Annotated in this window: 14 protein-coding genes and 1 tRNA gene; 13 read left to right on the top strand and 2 right to left on the bottom strand. The window is 62.2% G+C overall.

From position 1 onward, the window contains the following. Positions 1–7: 7 nt before the first annotated feature. The 11 genes from U5805_RS02055 to U5805_RS02005 all read left to right on the top strand — a co-directional run bounded on the left by U5805_RS02055 (position 8) and on the right by U5805_RS02005 (position 11,848). Positions 8–967, top strand: coding sequence for an ABC transporter permease (locus U5805_RS02055; protein WP_322101771.1), 960 nt, complete (start codon positions 8–10; stop codon positions 965–967). Between the two features lie 59 nt (positions 968–1,026). After that, on the top strand, positions 1,027–1,776 hold the full coding sequence (locus U5805_RS02050) for an electron transfer flavoprotein subunit beta/FixA family protein (RefSeq protein ID WP_322101770.1): 750 nt from the start codon (positions 1,027–1,029) through the stop codon (positions 1,774–1,776). Between the two features lie 15 nt (positions 1,777–1,791). Continuing rightward, positions 1,792–2,748: an electron transfer flavoprotein subunit alpha/FixB family protein gene (locus U5805_RS02045; RefSeq protein WP_322101769.1), complete on the top strand. Its 957-nt coding sequence runs from the start codon at positions 1,792–1,794 to the stop codon at positions 2,746–2,748. Positions 2,749–2,771: 23 nt separating this feature from the next. Continuing rightward, positions 2,772–3,779 (top strand): Gfo/Idh/MocA family oxidoreductase, encoded by a 1,008-nt coding sequence (locus tag U5805_RS02040; protein WP_322101768.1) that lies wholly within the window; start codon positions 2,772–2,774, stop codon positions 3,777–3,779. Further along, positions 3,776–4,627, top strand: a complete 852-nt coding sequence (locus tag U5805_RS02035) for a shikimate dehydrogenase (RefSeq protein ID WP_322101767.1) — start codon at positions 3,776–3,778, stop codon at positions 4,625–4,627. The genes U5805_RS02040 and U5805_RS02035 overlap by 4 nt, the downstream gene beginning before the upstream one ends. A 131-nt stretch (positions 4,628–4,758) precedes the next feature. Beyond that, the gene (locus U5805_RS02030) at positions 4,759–5,775 is read left to right on the top strand and encodes an aldo/keto reductase (protein ID WP_322101766.1); all 1,017 of its coding nucleotides are present in this window, start codon (positions 4,759–4,761) and stop codon (positions 5,773–5,775) included. A gap of 133 nt (positions 5,776–5,908) precedes the next feature. Further along, complete coding sequence (locus U5805_RS02025) at positions 5,909–6,931, top strand: zinc-dependent alcohol dehydrogenase (protein WP_322101765.1); 1,023 nt, start codon at positions 5,909–5,911, stop codon at positions 6,929–6,931. A gap of 71 nt (positions 6,932–7,002) precedes the next feature. Beyond that, positions 7,003–8,484: a sugar ABC transporter ATP-binding protein gene (locus tag U5805_RS02020; protein WP_322101764.1), complete on the top strand. Its 1,482-nt coding sequence runs from the start codon at positions 7,003–7,005 to the stop codon at positions 8,482–8,484. A gap of 3 nt (positions 8,485–8,487) precedes the next feature. Next, a complete protein-coding gene (locus U5805_RS02015) occupies positions 8,488–9,480 on the top strand; it encodes an ABC transporter permease (protein ID WP_322101763.1) in 993 nt (330 codons plus the stop codon). A gap of 27 nt (positions 9,481–9,507) precedes the next feature. Next, positions 9,508–10,443, top strand: coding sequence for a substrate-binding domain-containing protein (locus tag U5805_RS02010; protein ID WP_322101762.1), 936 nt, complete (start codon positions 9,508–9,510; stop codon positions 10,441–10,443). A 103-nt stretch (positions 10,444–10,546) separates the two neighbouring features. Then, positions 10,547–11,848, top strand: a complete 1,302-nt coding sequence (locus U5805_RS02005) for an MFS transporter (protein WP_322102083.1) — start codon at positions 10,547–10,549, stop codon at positions 11,846–11,848. Between the two features lie 679 nt (positions 11,849–12,527). On the opposite strand, the gene U5805_RS01995 is transcribed toward U5805_RS02005, so the two are convergent. Both U5805_RS01995 and U5805_RS01990 read right to left on the bottom strand, forming a co-directional pair. Further along, the gene (locus U5805_RS01995) at positions 12,528–13,814 is read right to left on the bottom strand and encodes a tyrosine-type recombinase/integrase (protein ID WP_322101761.1); all 1,287 of its coding nucleotides are present in this window, start codon (positions 13,812–13,814) and stop codon (positions 12,528–12,530) included. A 164-nt stretch (positions 13,815–13,978) separates the two neighbouring features. Then, positions 13,979–14,065: transfer RNA gene (locus U5805_RS01990), tRNA-Leu, on the bottom strand. A gap of 436 nt (positions 14,066–14,501) precedes the next feature. On the opposite strand from U5805_RS01990, the gene rnr reads away from it, so the two are divergent. Both rnr and rlmB read left to right on the top strand, forming a co-directional pair. After that, on the top strand, positions 14,502–16,970 hold the full coding sequence (gene rnr / locus U5805_RS01985; RefSeq protein ID WP_322101760.1) for a ribonuclease R: 2,469 nt from the start codon (positions 14,502–14,504) through the stop codon (positions 16,968–16,970). A 221-nt stretch (positions 16,971–17,191) separates the two neighbouring features. Next, the gene (rlmB, locus tag U5805_RS01980) at positions 17,192–17,935 is read left to right on the top strand and encodes a 23S rRNA (guanosine(2251)-2'-O)-methyltransferase RlmB (protein WP_322101759.1); all 744 of its coding nucleotides are present in this window, start codon (positions 17,192–17,194) and stop codon (positions 17,933–17,935) included. Positions 17,936–17,975 lie beyond the last annotated feature (40 nt).

Genomic DNA, 17,975 nt, shown 5'->3' with positions numbered 1-17,975 from the left:
GGCTGCTATGTCATTACTGAAATCACCGTTGCGCGCGACGCTTCGCGACAACGCGCCGTTTGCTGCGTTAGTGGCGTTGTACGTGCTGATCGAGATTGCCCAGCCGGACTTTCTCGCGCTATCGACGCAACTCGGACTGCTGGCGGACAGTTCCACGCTATTCATCATGGCTGCTGGAACGACCTTCGTGGTGCTGCTGGGAAGTATCGATTTGTCGCTGCAGTCGGTTGCATCGCTGGCAAGCGTGGTGGTCGCGCTGTGCTTGCCGCGATTTGGCGCGTGGGCAGCGGTTATCGCGCTCGCGGCGTCGTTTGCGATTGGCCTTCTGAGCGGCGTGATCCAGACCGTGCTGCGCATTCCGTCATTCATTGCGACGCTTGCAATCAGCGGTATTGCATCGGCAGCGGCGCTTACGCTGTCCGGGACGCGTTCCATTGCGATCAGCGACGATATGCGCAACGCTTCGCTGGGCTGGACGACGGGGACCTCTTTCGGCATCCCCCATGAGATCCTGTTGGCCGTGATTGTGTTTGCGTTCTGCTGGTTTCTGCATCGCTCGACGGTGTTTGGCCGCCACACTGACGCGATCGGCGCAGGCGAGCCCGCTGCTATTGCATCGGGCGTGCGCGTTTCCGTGACGAAGTGCCTGGTGTTCGCGACGTCGTCGTTCTTTGCGGGGCTCGCCGGTGTCGTGATGGCGGGACGTCTTGGCAGCGGCTCGCCTACCCTGGCCAATCAATTTCTGTTGCCGGCGATCGCGGCGGTGATCGTGGGCGGAACGGCGTTGACGGGCGGTTCTGGCGGCATCGTGCGCACGCTGATTGGTGCATTGCTGGTTTCGGTGGCGCGCGTGGGCATGACCTTTGTGGGCATCAGCGTGTTTGCACAGCAGATCGTATTTGGCGTCATTCTGATCGTCGCCGTGACGGTGGCGTTCGATCGGTCGAAGGTGCTGGTGATCAAGTGAGTTTGCGCGCAGCCGATTTCGGCTGACACGATAAATCTGGCGGAGAAAGGTGGTTGCGAATGAAAGTGCTGGTAGCAGTCAAGAGAGTGGTCGATTACAACGTGAAGGTCCGTGTGAAGTCGGATAACACGGGTGTCGACATTGCGAACGTAAAGATGTCGATGAACCCGTTCGATGAAATCGCCGTGGAAGAGGCGGTGCGCCTGAAGGAAGCGGGCGTGGCGACGGAAGTGATCGCCGTGTCGGCCGGTGTGACGCAGTCGCAGGAAACGCTGCGCACGGCGCTGGCGATTGGCGCGGACCGCGCGATCCTGATCGAATCGAACGAAGAGTTGCAGCCGCTGGCTGTCGCCAAGCTGCTGAAGGCGCTGGTCGACAAGGAACAGCCCTCGCTGGTCATTCTGGGCAAGCAGGCTATTGACGACGATTCGAACCAGACCGGCCAGATGCTGGCTGCGCTGGCTAACCTGCCGCAAGCGACATTTGCATCGAAGGTAGTCGTGGCGGATGGCAAGGCCACCGTGTCGCGCGAAGTGGACGGCGGTGCGGAAACGCTGTCGCTCAAATTGCCCGCCGTGGTCACCACCGACCTGCGCCTGAATGAGCCGCGCTATGTGACGCTGCCGAACATCATGAAGGCGAAGAAGAAGCCGCTGGAAACGCTCAAGCCGGAAGACCTCGGCGTAGATGTGACGCTGCGCCTGAAGACGCTGAAAGTCGTCGAGCCGCCGAAGCGCTCCGCCGGTGTGAAGGTGCCGGATGTGAAGACGCTGGTCGAGAAGCTGAAGACCGAAGCCAAGGTGCTGTAAAGGGAGCGCAAATAAATGACGATTCTGGTTATTGCCGAGCATGACAATGCGTCCGTCAAGGCCGCGACGTTGAATACGGTAGCGGCGGCTGCTGTAATCGCAACGTTCCTTGACACTGAGATTCACGTGCTGATCGCGGGCCACCATGTACGAAACGCGGCGGAAGAGGCCGCGGAGATTTCGGGTGTTTCGAGGGTACTGCTGGCCGATGCGGAACAACTCGAAGAGGGCCTCGCGGAGAATGTCGAAGCGACGGTACTCGCACTTGTGCGAGATGCGGCGAAGAACTACACACACATTCTCGCGTCGGCCACCGTGGCGGGCAAGAACGTCGCACCGCGCATCGCCGCGAAGCTGGACGTGGCGCAGATCAGCGACATCACCGCCATCAACAGCGCCGATACGTTCGAACGTCCAATCTACGCAGGCAACGCGATCGCAACGGTTCAATCCCAGGACCCGATCAAGGTCATTACGGTCCGCACGACCGGTTTCGATGCAGTCGCCGCAGAACGCGGCAGCGCAACGTTCGAGAAGATCGAAGCGGCGGCTGACACTGGCCTCTCGCGATTCGTGAGCCGTGAAGTCACGAAGCTGGACCGTCCGGGACTCACGAGCGCGAAGATCATCGTCTCGGGTGGCCGCGGTCTGGGCAATGGCGAGAACTACGCCAAAGTACTGGGACCGCTCGCCGACAGGCTGAACGCGGCACTCGGTGCATCGCGTGCAGCCGTTGATGCGGGCTACGTCCCGAACGACTACCAGGTCGGCCAGACCGGCAAGATCGTGGCGCCGCAACTGTACATCGCAGTGGGCATCTCGGGCGCGATTCAGCATCTGGCTGGCATGAAGGACTCGAAGGTGATCGTGGCGATCAACAAGGACGAAGAAGCGCCGATCTTCAGCATCGCGGATTTTGGTCTGACCCAGGATCTCTTCCAGGCCGTTCCGGAACTGACTGCATTGCTTTGAACAAACCTCGCTTTGGACATACGATGCGCAAAATCCGAATCGCGATTGCAGGTGCTGGGCTGGCCGCCACGCCTCATGCGCTTGCGCTGAACGAGTTGCATGACGAAGTGCAGGTCGTCGGCGTCGTCGGCCGTTCGCGCGAACGATTGGAGCGGTTCGCCCGCACGCATGGCTTTCCAGTCGGCGAGTCGTTCGACGCGGTGCTGAAGGACCCAGGTGTCGATGCCGTTCTGGTGCTCACGCCACCGCATACGCATCTCGACTTCGTCGAGCAAGCGGCTGCCGCACGCAAGCATGTGATGCTTGAAAAGCCGCTCGACATATCGACGTCGCGCGCAGAACGCGCGGTGGGGGTTTGCAGGGACGCCGGGGTGCAACTTGGCGTAGTGTTCCAGAACCGCTTTCGCCCAGCAGTACAGCGGCTCGCAACACTGGTGAAGAGCGGCGTGCTCGGTCCGCTTGCCTATGCTGGCGCGGAAATGCGATGGTGGCGTCCGCAGTCTTACTACGACGAGCCCGGCCGCGGCACGTATGTCCGGGACGGCGGCGGTGTGCTGATGACGCAGGCCATTCACTCGCTCGACATCCTGATATGGCTGGCAGGAGAGGTGGGGTCGGTGGCGGCCGCCACCGCGACGACGGCACTGCATTCGATGGAGTCGGAAGATTTCGCGAGTGCCGCGCTTACCTTCGAAAGCGGGGCGGCCGGCCACGTGTTTGCCACGACGGCTGTTTTCCCAGGCTTTCCAGAGCGGATCGAAGTGGTCGGCAAGCATGGCACGGCAGTACTCGAAGGCGGCCATCTGCGTGTGTTCTTCCACGATGGCCGCATTGACGAATTCCGCGACCCATCGTCCTCGGGTTTCGGCGCAAAGCCGATGGACTTCTCCCATACCGCGCATCGTGAGCTGCTCAAGGATTTTGTCGCAGCCATCCGCGAGGATCGTGCGCCCCTGGTCACTGGCGACGACGCGTTGCGTGTGCAGCGCCTGATCGAACGCATTACCACACATACGGCAGGCCTAAAGTGACACACGTCGATGGTGAAACACGGGTTGTCGCGATTCTGGGCGATCCCATCGCGCAGGCAAAATCGCCGGAACTCTTCAATGCGCTTTTCGAGCGGCACGGGGTCAACGCGGTGCTCGTGCCGTTTCATGTGCCGACTGCAAACCTCGGCACGGTCCTTGAGGGGCTGCGCGGCGTGGCGAACCTGGCCGGCGTGGTCGTCACGGTGCCGCACAAGCTGCTGGCGTGTGCCTATGCAGCGCATCTATCGGATTCGGCGAGGCAGACCGGCGCGGTCAACTGTCTGCGCCGGGAGGAGGACGGCACGTGGACGGGGGCGATGTTTGATGGCGCTGGCTTCGTGGCGGGCCTGCATGGCCGCAAGCATGACGTGTGTGGCAAGTCGGCGTTGATTGTAGGCGCCGGCGGTGCTGGCGTCGCGGTCGCGCATGCCCTGCTAGATGCTGGAGTAGTCTCGCTTGATCTTTTCGACAGCAATACGGCGTCGCTGCAGCGGCTTGCCGGCGCTTTGCGGGCGCGCAATGGCAGAACGACCATTCGTGAAAGCACGGCGTGCGCGGCAGCTACGCATGACCTTGTCGTCAATGCGACGCCATGCGGGATGCGCGACGGCGATGCTTTACCGATCGACCTGACCGACGCCGGCCCACAGACCGTCGTCGCGGACCTGATCATGAAACCGGCAGAAACGGGTCTCCTGGCGGCCGCGAAAGCAAGGGGCCTTGCCACTCATCCGGGCCGCTATCTGCTCGAAAATTCGATCGAAGCGATGGCCGTGTTTCTGCGTCTTATCCCCTTTTTGTCGACACGCCCGGCCGCTGCGGACAAGACGGACAGCGCTGCTGCATAGGGTAGGGAGAATCCCTGGCGAAACGTGCTTGATTGATCATCGTACCGGGATTAATATTCCCAAAACGTAACCATCTGGATGGTTACTTAATAGATAAAAAAGAGATGGCTTAATTCATCGCAGGAGACGAAATGGATCCGGTAGCAAAGCGCAAATGGTGGCGTTCGGGACTTGAAACGACGGTGATGGGCTTCGGCGCCGCGCCGATCGGCAATATTTTCAGACCGATCACGGAAGAGGAATCGGCTGCCTTGATCAAGGCAGCATGGGACGCCGGCGTGCGTTACTTCGACACCGCGCCCATGTACGGCCACGGCCTGAGCGAGGCGCGCTGCGGGCAGGGGCTGCGCTGGTATCCGCGCGATCAGTATGTGCTGTCGACGAAAGTGGGACGCCTTTTGAAGCCCCGCAAGCGCGCAGAGATCGACTTCACGCCATGGGTCGACGGGCTGCCGTTCGAGATGCAGTTCGACTACAGCTACGACGGCGCGATGCGCTCGATTGAAGACAGCCTGCAGCGCACGGCGCTGGAGCATATCGATATTGCACTGATTCACGACATCGACGCCTATACGCATGGGGATCGTCAGCCGGAAATGTTCGAGGCGGCAATGTCAGGCGCGGCGAAAGCACTGCTGAAGCTGCGCGACGAGGGCGTTGTGAAAGCGGTAGGCGTCGGCGTCAACGAGTGGCAGGTCGCGCATGAAGCGATCCAGCGCAACGACTTCGACTGCCTGTTGCTGGCCGGGCGCTATACGCTGCTCGAACAGGATGCGCTCGACGGCTTTCTTCCGCTGTGCGAAAAGCAGCAGGTATCGGTGATCCTGGGCGGCGGCTACAACAGCGGCATTCTCGCGACCGGGGCTGTACCCGGTGCGAAATACAACTATGCGCCTGCCCCGGAAGCCATCCTCGAGCGCGTGCGCCAGATCGAGCAGGTATGCCGTGAATACTCGGTGCCGCTCAAAGCGGCGTCACTGCAGTTCGTTCTCGGCCATCCGGCGATTCCGACCAATATTCCCGGCGTGCGCTCCGTCGCGCAACTCGAAGACAATCTGCAGACCTTCCGGGCCGAGATTCCGGCGGCGTTCTGGGATGAACTGAAGCGCCGCGCGTTGATCCGGCAGGACGCACCCACGCCTCAATAGCCGGGGTACTGCCGCAGCCCGCAACCCGGGCAGCAGGGAATTCCACCGCAGGGGGCACACCTGCCAGGCCGGCCGCCATGGTTCGCCATGGCGGATGGATCAGGTCGACCGCGTTTTAGTCAGGGAGAAAGTCATGAAGGCTGCTGTACTCGTTGCACCGATGGAGTTCGAGTTGCGCGATGTGCCCATTCCCGAATGTGGCTCAACCGATGTGCTGATCAAGGTCGAGCGATGCGGCATCTGTGGCACCGACCTGCACATCTATCACGGCAACTATTCGCGCGACCGGTTGCCGTTGATTCCGGGGCACGAGTTCTCCGGAACGATTGCCGAAATGGGCGCGGCGGTGAAAGGGCTGAGCATTGGCCAGCCAGTCACCGCCGACATCAATCTCGGCTGCCGCAGCTGTTTTTATTGCCGCAAGAACGAAATCCTCAATTGTGCGCAGATGGTTCAGCTCGGTATTCACGTGAACGGCGGGATGGCCGAATACGTGCGCGTGCCCGCCTATGCGGTGGTGCCTTTGCCCGCAGCGATGCCTGTGGAGGAAGGTGCGATGGTCGAGCCGCTGTCGTGCATCGTTCGCGCGTTTCGCAAGAGTCATCTGCGGCTCGGCGAGAGCGTGCTGGTGATCGGCGCCGGCCCAATCGGCCAGCTGCACCTGCAGCTTGCCTTGCGCGCGGGTGCGGCACCCATCATCGTCGCCGAGCCGAATGCCGAGCGCGCCCGACTCGCGAAAGAGCTGGGAGCCGACGTTGTCGTGTCCGATCCAGCGCAGGTGGAAGCCGCCGTGCGGGCGGCAACCGACGGTCGCGGTGTCGACGTCGCGATCGAGAGCGTGGGTTTGCCCGAGCTTTACGAGCAGGCGTTCACGCTGATCCGGCCAGGCGGGCGCGTGATTGCGTTTGGACTTGCCAAACCGGGCCATTCGTTCAGGATCTCTGCGCTCGATTTCGTGCTGCGGGAGCAGGGGGTACAAGGCACTGTGGCCGGCATGGGTGACGACATGCATGAGGCAGCAACCTTGCTTGGCTACCGGCGCGTGAACGTTGCGCCATTTCTCACCACGATCTACCGGCTCGACGACGTACAGGCGGCATTCAGGCGTCTGGCGGAAGACAGAAGTGTCCTCAAGATCCAGCTGCAGGTCGCGTGAGCCGTTCGGGTCGATTCGCATAGCGTGAAGCCGCATCAGCCAATCGTTGTATCGCGTCACAGAGGCAGTCCATGAATGCGCTGGAAGTGAAGGGAATCAGTAAAGCCTATCCCGGCGTGCGAGCGCTGGATCGCATCGCGTTCTCATGCAGCAAAGGGTCGGTGCATGCGCTCGTTGGCGAGAACGGTGCGGGCAAGTCGACGTTGATCAAGATTCTGAGCGGCGCGACCGCACCCGACGAAGGCGAGCTGCTGCTCGACGGGGCGCCTTACTCGCCGGGTTCCCCAAGCGAAGCGGTGACGGCAGGCGTATCGACGATCTATCAGGAGTTCAATCTGATTCCCGGTCTGAGCGTCGCCGAGAATATTTTTCTGGGCCGCGAGCGGATCACCCGCGGGTTGCTCGATAGCGCGTCGATGCGCAAGGAAGCGCAGGCGCTGCTCGTGCGCATCGGTGCGCCGATCGACGTGCGCCGGCGCGTGAGCACGCTCTCGGTCGCAGAGCAGCAACTCGTCGAGATCGCGAAGGCACTCGCCGTTTCAGCACGTGTGCTGATTATGGACGAGCCGTCCGCCACGTTGTCAGATCACGAGTTGGCATTGCTCTACAACGTTGTGCGAACGCTTTCCCGTGACGGTGTAACGATTCTCTACGTGTCGCACCGCATGGATGAAATATTCGACCTTTGCGACACCTGCACGATCATGAAAGATGGGCGGTCAGTTTGCACGCGCAAGGTGGGCGAACTTGATCGCGCGTCGATGATCCAGCTAATGGTCGGCCGCGAGGTCGATACGCGCTTTCCCGACCGGCGCGACAGCAGCAAGAAAGCCGACATCGTGCTCGACGTGAAAGGGCTGCGTCTCGAGCAGCGCGTCAGGGAGGTCTCATTCAATGTGCGGGCCGGCGAGATCGTGGGACTCGCGGGACTCGTCGGCGCGGGCCGCACAGAAGTGGCCCGCGCGATTTTTGGGCTCGACCCGATCGTGGCGGGCGAGATATCGTTCGCCGGTCGCGCGCATCGGCCCGCGACGCCAGCGCAAGCGATCGACGCGGGCGTCGCGCTCGTTCCCGAGGACCGCAAGGCGCAGGGGCTTGTGCTCGGCCTCAGCATCCGCGAGAACGCGATGCTGCCCACGCTCGGCAGCATTTGCCGTCTGGGCTTCATCAACCGCCGGCAGGAGCAGTTGCGGGTAGCGTCCGTGTGCCGGCAACTGGCGGTGTCGGCGTCGAGCACGGAGGTGCCCGTCGGCACGTTGTCCGGCGGCAATCAGCAGAAGGTCGTGTTCGGCAAGTGGATGGCACACGACTACATGCTGCTGATTCTCGACGAGCCGACGCGTGGCGTCGATGTTGGCGCGAAGGTCGAGTTCTACCGGCTGATTGACGAGATTGCGCGCTCCGGCAAGGCGGTGCTGCTGATCTCGTCGGAGCTACCGGAACTCCTCGGCATGGTCGATCGCATCGTCGCGCTGCGTGACGGGGTAGTCACCGGAGAGGTACCCGCGCACGGCGCAACAGAAGAGTCGGTCCTTCAGATGATAGCGAGATAAATCATGGCATTGGCAAAATCCATTTCCGGTGCGGAGACGAACGGGCGATTTTCAAGTCGCGCGTATCGGCGCATTGAACTCATCCAGCGTTTCGGCATTTTCACGATTTTCCTGCTGCTGTGTATGACGGCAGCCGTGTCGTCGCCGTACTTTCTTACTGCGGAAAACCTGTTCAATGTCGTGCGTCAGGTATCAGTGGTAGGGCTGGCATCGATCGGTATGACGTTTGTCATCCTGACAGCGGGTATTGATCTGTCAGTGGGCTCGATTCTCGCGCTGACGACCCTTGCGATTGCAGGACTCAAACCCTATGGTCCGATGGTGTCGCTGGTCGGCGGACTTGCGGTAGCGATGGTCTGTGGCTGGGTGAATGGGGTCATTACGACCCGGGGCCGCGTGCAACCGTTTATCGTCACGCTCGGGATGATGACCGCCCTGGTTGGCGTAGGGCTCGCCTATTCCGGCGGCGAGCCTGTCATCGGCGTGCCGAGGTCGCTTGCGTGGATAGGGCGCGGCCGTGTCGCGGGCGTGCCGGTGCAGGCGCTGCTGTTCGTTGTGATGGCAGCGGTCTCGACGGTGGTTTTGCGGATGACGCGCTTCGGGCGGCACGTGTACGCGGTGGGCGGCAACGTCGAAGCGGCGCGTCTGTCCGGTGTACCCGTCGACAAGGTCCGTGTGATCGCCTATTGCCTGTCTGGCCTCTTTGCTGGCCTGGGCGGCCTTGTGATGTCGACGCAGCTCAATATCGGCGAAGCAAATCTCGGCAAAGGGCTTGAACTCGATGCGATTGCCGCCGTCGTGGTCGGTGGCACCAGTCTCTCCGGCGGAGTGGGTGGCATCGGCGGCACGATCGTCGGTGTGTTGCTGATCGGGGTGCTGAACAACCTGCTTAACCTGCTCAACATTCCGGCCTACACGCAGTTGATCGTCAAGGGCGCAATCATCGTAGGCGCGGTGCTGATCCACGCGCAACTCAGTCGTTCAAAAGGCCGCTAGTGCGGACCGACAATCAAGGAGACAACCATGTTCAAGTTGAAACTGATGCACGCCACCGTGGTGGTTTTGATGCTCGGCAGCGTCGCGAGCGCATTCGCTGCCGACACGATCGGCCTCTCGCAGGAGAGTCTCGATCATCCGTGGCTCGCCGCGCAGCGCAAGCAGATCGAGGCGGTCGCTGAGAAGGCGGGCGTGCGTGTGCTGGCAACGGACGGGCAGGGCAACGTAGCCACGCAGATCTCCGGCATCGAAGATCTCGAATCCAAAGGGATCAAGCTTTTGCTGGTCCAGGCGGGTAAGGCCGAAGGATTGCGCCAGGAGCTTGCGTCACTGAAGGAGCAGGGTATTCCGTACATGTTCGTCGGCAAGCCGATCGAAAACGCGGGTGCGATCACGATGGTGTCCGGCGACAATCGCGCGCTCGGTGCGGACGCGGGTCGGTTCATCGTCGAGATGCTGACACAGAAGAATGGCAAGCCTGCCGGCAACATCGTGATTCTAGAAGGTATCCCGGGTGACGAGACTTCGGTGAACCGGATCGGAGGTTTGACCTCGGTGACCGACAGGTATCCCGGTATCAAGGTTGTGGCGCGGCAACCCGGAGACTACCGCCGGCCGAAGGCATATTCGGTTATGCAGAATGTCCTGCAGGCGCACCCGTCCGGTACGGTCGACCTGGTGTTCGCGGCGAATGGCGAGATGGCGCTGGGCGCGATCCAGGCGATCAAGGAAAGCGGCCGCTCGAAGGAGATCAAGGTGCTGGGTATCGACGGCCAGAAGGAGGAGTTCGACGCGATCCGGGCGGGTGACGAAACGGCGACGTGGCTGTATCCTCCTGCTGGTACGGAGGGTATGGATGTTGCGCTCAAGATCCTGAAGGGGGAGAAGGTCCCCCCCAAGGTCGTGTTGCCGACGGTGCGCGTAACGAAGGACAACGTCAATACGGTCAACCCGGCATTCTAGCCTTAAGCCGCGCACGGGAAATTTTCCAGTACTGAAGTGTTTGTTTTCTGTTCATCGGCAGGAAATCGACTGGACCGGGTTTGATTATCTGGAGAGGCAGCCGGTGGAACGATCAGGTTACAGGTGGCGTATTTGTGCGCTGCTTTTTTTTGCGACGACAATCAACTACCTCGACCGACAGGTTCTCGGACTGCTGAAGCCCGAACTCGCGTTGCGATTCCATTGGACCGAAACCGAATATAGCTACATGGTGGCCGTGTTCACCGCATGTTACGCATTCGGGCTGATCCTCTCCGGGAAAATGGTCGACAGGTTCGGCGTCAAGCTCGGCTATGGCATCTGCGTGCTGGTCTGGAGTATCGCGGCGTGCGGCCATTCCCTGGTGCGCAACACGCTGGGGTTTGTTTTCATGCGCGGTCTGCTTGGCGTTGCGGAGTCAGGTAATTTTCCGTCGGCGGTCAAGGCGGTTTCCGAATGGTTTCCGCGCCGGGAACAGGCACTGGCCGTCGGTATCCTGACTTCGGGCACCAGCATCGGTGCGGTGGCAGCACCTGCGGTCGTGCCGTGGCTCGCCGCTTCTTATGGCTGGCAGGCGGCATTCCTTGTCACGGGTTTGATCGGCGTCGTCTGGCTGGGCTTTTGGTACCTGATGTACTTTGCGCCGCAGAAGCACAACCGCGTTTCCGTCGCCGAACTGAACTACATCGCGGAAGAACGTGTCGACTCCGAAGAGCGAGGTGCGTCGGTGAGCTGGCTTTCGTTGCTGCGAGTCCGGGCCACCTATGTGTTTATTGTGGGCAAGCTGCTCACTGATCCGATCTGGTGGTTCATGTTGTTCTGGCTTCCTTCGTATTTCTCGTCACGCTACCAACTCGATCTCAAGAATCTCGGGTTGCCGCTCGTGGTGGTCTATGTGGCGACGTCGATCGGGAGCATTGCGGGCGGATGGCTGTCGTCGTGGCTGATTGCCCGGGGTTGGAGCGTCAGTCGGGCCCGTCAGACGGCGATGCTCGGACTGGCTTTCCTGGTCGTGCCGATCGCATTCTCGCCCTGGGTCGAGAATATGTGGGCGATGGTCGGGCTGCTGAGCCTCGCAGCTGCAGCGCATCAAGGTTGGTCCGCGAATCTGTTTACGACGGCATCAGACATGTTTCCGAAACGGCTTGTTGGCTCGGTCGTCGGTGTAGGCGGTATGGCTGGAGCTATCGGGGGGACGCTCTTTCCGCTGTTTGTCGGTGTTCTGCTTGACCACTTCAAAGCGCTCGGAAACATCAATACGGGTTACAACATATTGTTTATCGTGTGTGGCTCGGCATATCTCGTCGCATGGGCTGCCATGCGCCTGATTCGGTCTTCGAAGACCGATGCGGACCTTGGTGTTCTGTCAGTCGACTGTTCATTCTGAACGCAGATTGCTGGCAGCTTATTCGAGTTTGGTGAGCGAGGAAGAGTTAAGTGCGCGAGGTCGAACTGCGGAATAATTTCGGCTTCGCATTTGTACCAACTTGGAGGCAGCGACTGCTCCTCTCGCTCCGGAGTAACTACCGTAGGCATAGAGAGGGTTGGGACACGTTCTGAGTCCCGCTTACCCACATGTTAACTGAGCCAGTCTTGGAAAGAACTAAAAGTGTTCGCGCTGCCATACGCACGAGATTCTCTGCCTCTCACGCGGCGATGATGCCGCCACCGGGTGGTTGACCGGCTCCGGTATCTCGACTTTCGCCGCCGGATAGCTGCGCAATCGATTGGTGACGATCTTGCATCGTACCAGGTTCGGGCGCAGCACACGTTTGAAGAAACGTTTGGCTTAGATTTTGTCGCGTGGCGTTTACCGGATGAGTATTACGGTCGGCAGAATCGCGGCCGCGATGATCCGTTAGACGGCGGCAATTTTCACAGGCGTGCGTCCGACCAATTTTCTTCAGTGGATCTCGGAAAATGGAACTACCGAGAACGAAGAGTGGAAGACAAGAAGATAGGGCAGTAACGATTCATTCCTGCGCGTGTTCCTTGCCACCGATAATCACAGGGGACCCATCGCGTTAGAATCACGCCGATAAGGCTCGTACGTGGCGATCGATGCTTCACGCTGCTATTTCGTCAGATTCGTTACTGTGCGGAAGGGCCGGTGCGAACTGAGGATGCATGGCATTGACCCGGTGGGCAAAGCTTGCCTGCCGGGTCGGAGACATCCCGGTTTTCAGTGCGTCGAGATAGTCCGCATACCACTGCATCATCGAGCGACGTTGCCGGAGATATTTTGCGTGGTTATAGTCGCCCGCGGTGCCCCCCTCAAGGTGCGACAGCTGTGTTTCGACATGGTCTTTTTGCCAGCCGTGATCGCGAAGGAGGGTGCTCGCAGTATGGCGGGTGCCGTGGCCGACCATGCGGCTCTTGTAGCCGATCTTTGAGAACACGAGATTGATCGTGTTTTCGCTGATGACCTCGTTCTTCGTTCCGATGCCAGGAAAAAGATAGCGGTGGCGTCCGGTCAGCTTCCTGAGTTCGCGCAGCGCGCTGACGAGTTGCGACGGCAGCGGCGCAACATACAGACGCCGCATCTTCATCTTCTCCGCCGATATCGTCCACAGGGCGCCATCCAGGTCCACCTCGGTCCATTCCGCGTAGCGCACCATGCCGGGCCGACTGGCCGTCCAGATCGTCATCCAGGCGGCAGTGAAGGCGATGAGACGACTCGTCGATTTCCCGAGCGCGCGAAGGAAATCGGGCAGTTCGGGTTCGAGAAGGTGAGGGTACGGTCTGGACTTCGGCGCAGCCTTCGCGATGGTCTTGAGTTCGGAGGCGGGGTTGAATTCACAGCGTCCCTCCGCGATGGCCTGGCTAAAGATCTCACGCAGCCAGCCCCGCGCTTTCTTCGATACGTTCAGGGCATCCCGTTTCTCGAAGCGCTCCTGGACGCGGGCGCAGTCTGCCCGGGTGATACCCTGCAGCATCATCGAACCGATCTCCGGCAGGATATCCTTGTCGAGGTAGGTGCGCATCTTGCCAAGCGTTGAGCTGGCACGGCCAGCGACTTCCTTCCGCTTGTACCATCGCTCGGCGGCCGAACGAAAGCGCTTCTCCTCAGTTTCCTTCGAAAGCTTTCTGGCGGTGCGCCGGTGATGACCGGGATCCGTGCCGTGTGCCAGCTGGGTCCGGGCCGTAGACGTGAGTTCACGGGCGTCCTGAAGGGAAAGCGCGGGGTAGGTGCCGAACGAGATGCGCCGCTGTTTGCCGGTGAAGCTATACCGGAAATGCCAGCATTTGGGGCCGTCGGCGGGCACGAAAAGGAACAGGCCGCGGCCGTCCTTCATGGTGTAGTCGCGGCTGGCGGACCTGGCCAGCTGGACCTGTCGGGCAGTCAGAAGCATGGTAGTACATCCAGTCAGCTCGAACTTTCGATGTACTGTCTAGTGTACTACTTTGACACACGCTTCAGCTGATCAAAGATGGACCCTAAAAAACACAAAACCCCGCTGCGACAAGGCTTTGCGGGGTCCTGCTGGACTGCGTTGTACGACCTTGAACAGCTTTATGGTGCCCAAGAGAGGACTCGAACCTCCACAGTGTTGCCACCGCCAGGACCTGAACCTGGTGCGTCTACCAATTCCGCCACCTGGGCAAGGTGTCGTTTGCTGTTCAAACTGCGCTGAGCAGCAAAGACCGCAATTATAGCGAGCCGGATCGGCCTGTCAAGCGCTTTCTGCTGCTTTGCGCCAAACGGAGGAATTGCGCGGGCGGTGAGCGTAAAGCGGGCGGCGAGGCCGCGCGGCGCCGCGGGCGGCCGGGCACGCGCGAGGCACAGGCGGGGCACAAGCAAGGCATAAGCGGGGCGCTTGCCGCGTGGTCATGCGGGGTACGAATGTTAGAATGCCTCACAGCAGTCCCGCCGGTGCGCGCCCGCCAGAAGCGGCGGTGCGAGCGGTCCAGCAGTCCTCGCGGCCGGCAGGTTGCCGCACTCGAAGACCGGGGCGCCTCCCGCCTGCATGCCTGTCATGCCGGTTCGGGCCGCGCGACAATCCGACGTCCACGCAACGAGAACCACCATCGACAAGCCCTTGAGCAAATATCCGTACCCGATTCCGAGCCGCGAAGAGATCCTGGGCGTGCTGCGGACCAGCGACTCGCCCTGCACCGCGAACGATATCGCCGAAGCGCTTTCGATCAAGCGTCAGGAGCGCGAAGGGTTCTTCCGGCGGCTCGCCGCGATGGAGCGCGACGGGCAGATCCGGCTCGACTCCCGTGGCCATTATCAACTCGCCCATCCGTCGAACTTCGTCGCGGGCCGCGTGCAGGGACATCGCGACGGCTACGGCTTCCTGATTCGCGACGACGGCCAGGACGATCTGTTCCTGCCGCAAGGCGAGATGCAGAAAGTCATGCACAACGACCGCGTGCTGGCGCGCATTGTCGGCTATGACCGGCGCGGGCGTCCCGAAGGTCACATCGTGGAGGTCACGGACCGCGCGAATCGCAGCGTGATCGGGCGTTTGCTCAACGAGAACGGCGCGCTCATCGCCGTGCCCGAAGACAAGCGCATCGGCCACGACATTCTCGTCACGCAAAACCCGAAGAAGGCGAAGGTCGGCCAGGTGGTGGTGGTCGAACTCACCGACTTCCCGAGCCGCCATTCGCAGCCGCTCGGCCGCGTGGTGGAAGTGCTCGGCGACATCGACGATCCCGGCATGGAGATCGAGATCGCCGTGCGCAAATACGGCGTGCCGCACGAGTTCAGCAAGCCCGCGCTCGACGAAGCCGCGAAGCTGCCCGACGCCGTGCGCCCGGCCGACATCCGCTATCGCGTGGATCTGCGCGACGTGCCGCTCGTCACCATCGACGGCGAGGACGCGCGCGACTTCGACGACGCCGTCTATTGCGAGCCGATGCAAGTGGGCAAGGGCGAGGGCTTCCGCCTGATCGTCGCGATCGCCGACGTTTCGCATTACGTACTGCCCGGCACCGGCCTCGACGTCGACGCCATCAAGCGTAGCACCTCGGTCTATTTCCCGCGCCGCGTGATTCCGATGCTGCCCGAGAAGCTCTCGAACGGCCTGTGCTCGCTCAATCCGCATGTCGACCGTTGCGTGCTCGTGTGCGACATGGTGATCACCGCGCGCGGCGAGATCAAGGCGTATCAGTTCTATCCGGGCGTGATGCACTCGGCGGCGCGGCTCACGTACACCGAAGTCGCCGCCGTGCTCACCAATACGAAGGGGCCGGAGGCCACGCGCCGCGCCGCGCTGCTGCCGCAACTGCAAAACCTCTACGGCGTGTACAAGTCGCTGTTCGCCGCGCGGCAGAAACGCGGCGCGATCGACTTCGACACGACCGAGACGTATATCGTCTGCAACGCGCAGGGCAAGATCGAGCAGATCGTGCCGCGTCAGCGCAACGACGCGCACAAGCTGATCGAGGAGTGCATGCTCGCGGCCAACGTGTGCGCCGCCGACTTCATGAAGCGCCACAAGCATCCTGGCCTCTACCGCGTTCACGCCGGCCCGAGCGCCGAAAAGCTCGAAAACCTGCGCACTTTCCTGCGCGGCATGGGGCTTTCGCTCGGCGGCGGTGAAACGCCTCATGCGAGCGACTACGCGGCGCTCATGGCGCACATTCGCGACCGGCCCGACGCGCAAATGCTGCAAACCATGCTGTTGCGCTCGATGCAGCAGGCCGTCTACAGCCCGGACAATATCGGCCACTTCGGGCTTGCCTACGAGGCGTACGCGCATTTCACGAGTCCGATCCGCCGTTATCCCGACTTGCTCACGCATCGCGCGATCTACGCGATCCTGCAAGGCAAGAAGTATCAGCCGGCCGCGCCCGAAGGCGTCGAACTCAACACCGCGCTTTCGCCGCGCGCCCGCGCGATGCAGGCCGAGGACGAGCAGAAGCACGGCCCGCGCCGCAACCGTGGCGGCAACACGGCGATCTGGGAAGAACTGGGCCTGCACTGCTCGGCCAACGAGCGCCGCGCCGACGAAGCGTCGCGCGACGTCGAAGCCTGGCTCAAGTGCTATTTCATGCGCGACAAGCTCGGTGAGGAATACGGCGGCATGGTGAGCGGCGTGACCTCGTTCGGCATTTTCGTGCAGCTCGACGCGCTGTTCATCGAAGGGCTCGTGCATGTGACCGAACTGGGTTCCGACTATTTCCAGTACGACGACATCAAGAACGAGCTGCGCGGCGAGCGCACCGGCATTCGTTATCGGCTTTCGGATCGCGTGCGCGTGCAAGTGAGCCGCGTCGACCTCGATGCGCGCAAAATCGACTTCCGCCTCGTGCGCGACACGCCCGTGAAGCCGGGCGGCGGCCGTCCGATGCCGGCTGTCGACAAGAGCGGCGGCGAAGGCGGCCCGCGTCTGCGTCCGCTGCCGGGCGGCGAAGATCCGCGCCGCAAGAAAGCGCCGAGCGCGCCGAGCGCGGCGGTGAAGGAAGCGCGCGCGGCACGCGGCGCGGCCAAGACCGCGAAGAAGCGTCCGGCCGCGAAGGCGCCGGCCAAGAAACCGGCGCCGCGCAAGAAGCGCTGAGTTGCCGTAAGCCGCGGTAGGTTTTTGACCTGCCGCGGCGGTTAATTCATGCGGGCGGCGCCAGGGTGCGCGCGCCCGTTTTTTCACGTGCGCGAGCGCGCGGGGCACACAGTGTGCCTGCGGCGCGCGCATGCGCCGGACCGCGAGGCGGCCGGCGGCATCATCGTTGGAGGCGGCGCGAGCTATGCGCCGCGAACCATTCATCAGGGGTTGTCTCAGTCATGTCACGTCTCAAGGTTCTTTACGGGTTTCATGCGGTGACCGCGCGCATGCGGCACGACGCGTCCACGGTCGAAGATGTCTATTACGACACGACGCGGCGCGACCGCCGCATGCAGGAATTCCTGCACGCCGCGAAAGAAGCCGGCGTGCGCATCATTGCCGCCGACGAGACGCGCCTCTGGGGTCTCGCGCACACGGAGCGCCATCAAGGCGTGGTGGCGCGCGTGCACGACGTGCCGCTCGCGCAGAACCTCGCGGAACTGCTCGACGGCATTCAGGGCTCGCCGCTTCTGCTCGTGCTCGACGGCGTGACCGATCCGCACAATCTGGGCGCATGCCTGCGCGTCGCCGACGCCGCCGGCGCGCACGCCGTGATCGCGCCGCGCGACCGGGCCGTGGGCCTGAACGCCACGGCCGCCAAGGTCGCGAGCGGCGCCGCCGACACGGTGCCGTACATCACCGTCACCAACCTCGCGCGCGCGCTGCGCGAGCTGAAGGACGCGGGTGTATGGGTCGTGGGCACGGCGGGCGACGCCACGGCGAGCCTCTACGAGACCAGGCTCGACGGTCCGGTGGCGCTCGTGATGGGCGCGGAAGGCGAGGGGATGCGCCGCCTCACGCGCGAAACTTGCGACGAAGTCATGAACATTCCGATGGCGGGCACGGTGGAAAGCCTCAACGTTTCGGTGGCCTCGGGCGTATGCCTGTTCGAGGCGGTGCGGCAGCGCGCGGTGAAGCGCTGACCGGTCACACGTTTTTTCGCGCGGCGCGTTCTTTCCGGCG

The sequence above is a fragment of the Paraburkholderia sp. J41 genome, assembly GCF_905220235.1.
Classification (GTDB): Bacteria; Pseudomonadota; Gammaproteobacteria; order Burkholderiales; family Burkholderiaceae; genus Paraburkholderia.
This window is presented reverse-complemented; position numbering and strand designations above follow the sequence as displayed.

Bases quoted from the DNA above. Each gene is read 5' to 3' on its own strand.
- U5805_RS02055 (WP_322101771.1), top strand. From the start codon at position 8: ATGTCATTACTGAAATCACCGTTGCGCGCGACGCTTCGCGACAACGCG.
- U5805_RS02050 (WP_322101770.1), top strand. From the start codon at position 1,027: ATGAAAGTGCTGGTAGCAGTCAAGAGAGTGGTCGATTACAACGTGAAG.
- U5805_RS02045 (WP_322101769.1), top strand. From the start codon at position 1,792: ATGACGATTCTGGTTATTGCCGAGCATGACAATGCGTCCGTCAAGGCC.
- U5805_RS02040 (WP_322101768.1), top strand. From the start codon at position 2,772: ATGCGCAAAATCCGAATCGCGATTGCAGGTGCTGGGCTGGCCGCCACG.
- U5805_RS02030 (WP_322101766.1), top strand. From the start codon at position 4,759: ATGGATCCGGTAGCAAAGCGCAAATGGTGGCGTTCGGGACTTGAAACG.
- U5805_RS02025 (WP_322101765.1), top strand. From the start codon at position 5,909: ATGAAGGCTGCTGTACTCGTTGCACCGATGGAGTTCGAGTTGCGCGAT.
- U5805_RS02020 (WP_322101764.1), top strand. From the start codon at position 7,003: ATGAATGCGCTGGAAGTGAAGGGAATCAGTAAAGCCTATCCCGGCGTG.
- U5805_RS02015 (WP_322101763.1), top strand. From the start codon at position 8,488: ATGGCATTGGCAAAATCCATTTCCGGTGCGGAGACGAACGGGCGATTT.
- U5805_RS02010 (WP_322101762.1), top strand. From the start codon at position 9,508: ATGTTCAAGTTGAAACTGATGCACGCCACCGTGGTGGTTTTGATGCTC.
- U5805_RS01995 (WP_322101761.1), bottom strand. From the start codon at position 13,814: ATGCTTCTGACTGCCCGACAGGTCCAGCTGGCCAGGTCCGCCAGCCGC.
- rlmB (WP_322101759.1), top strand. From the start codon at position 17,192: ATGTCACGTCTCAAGGTTCTTTACGGGTTTCATGCGGTGACCGCGCGC.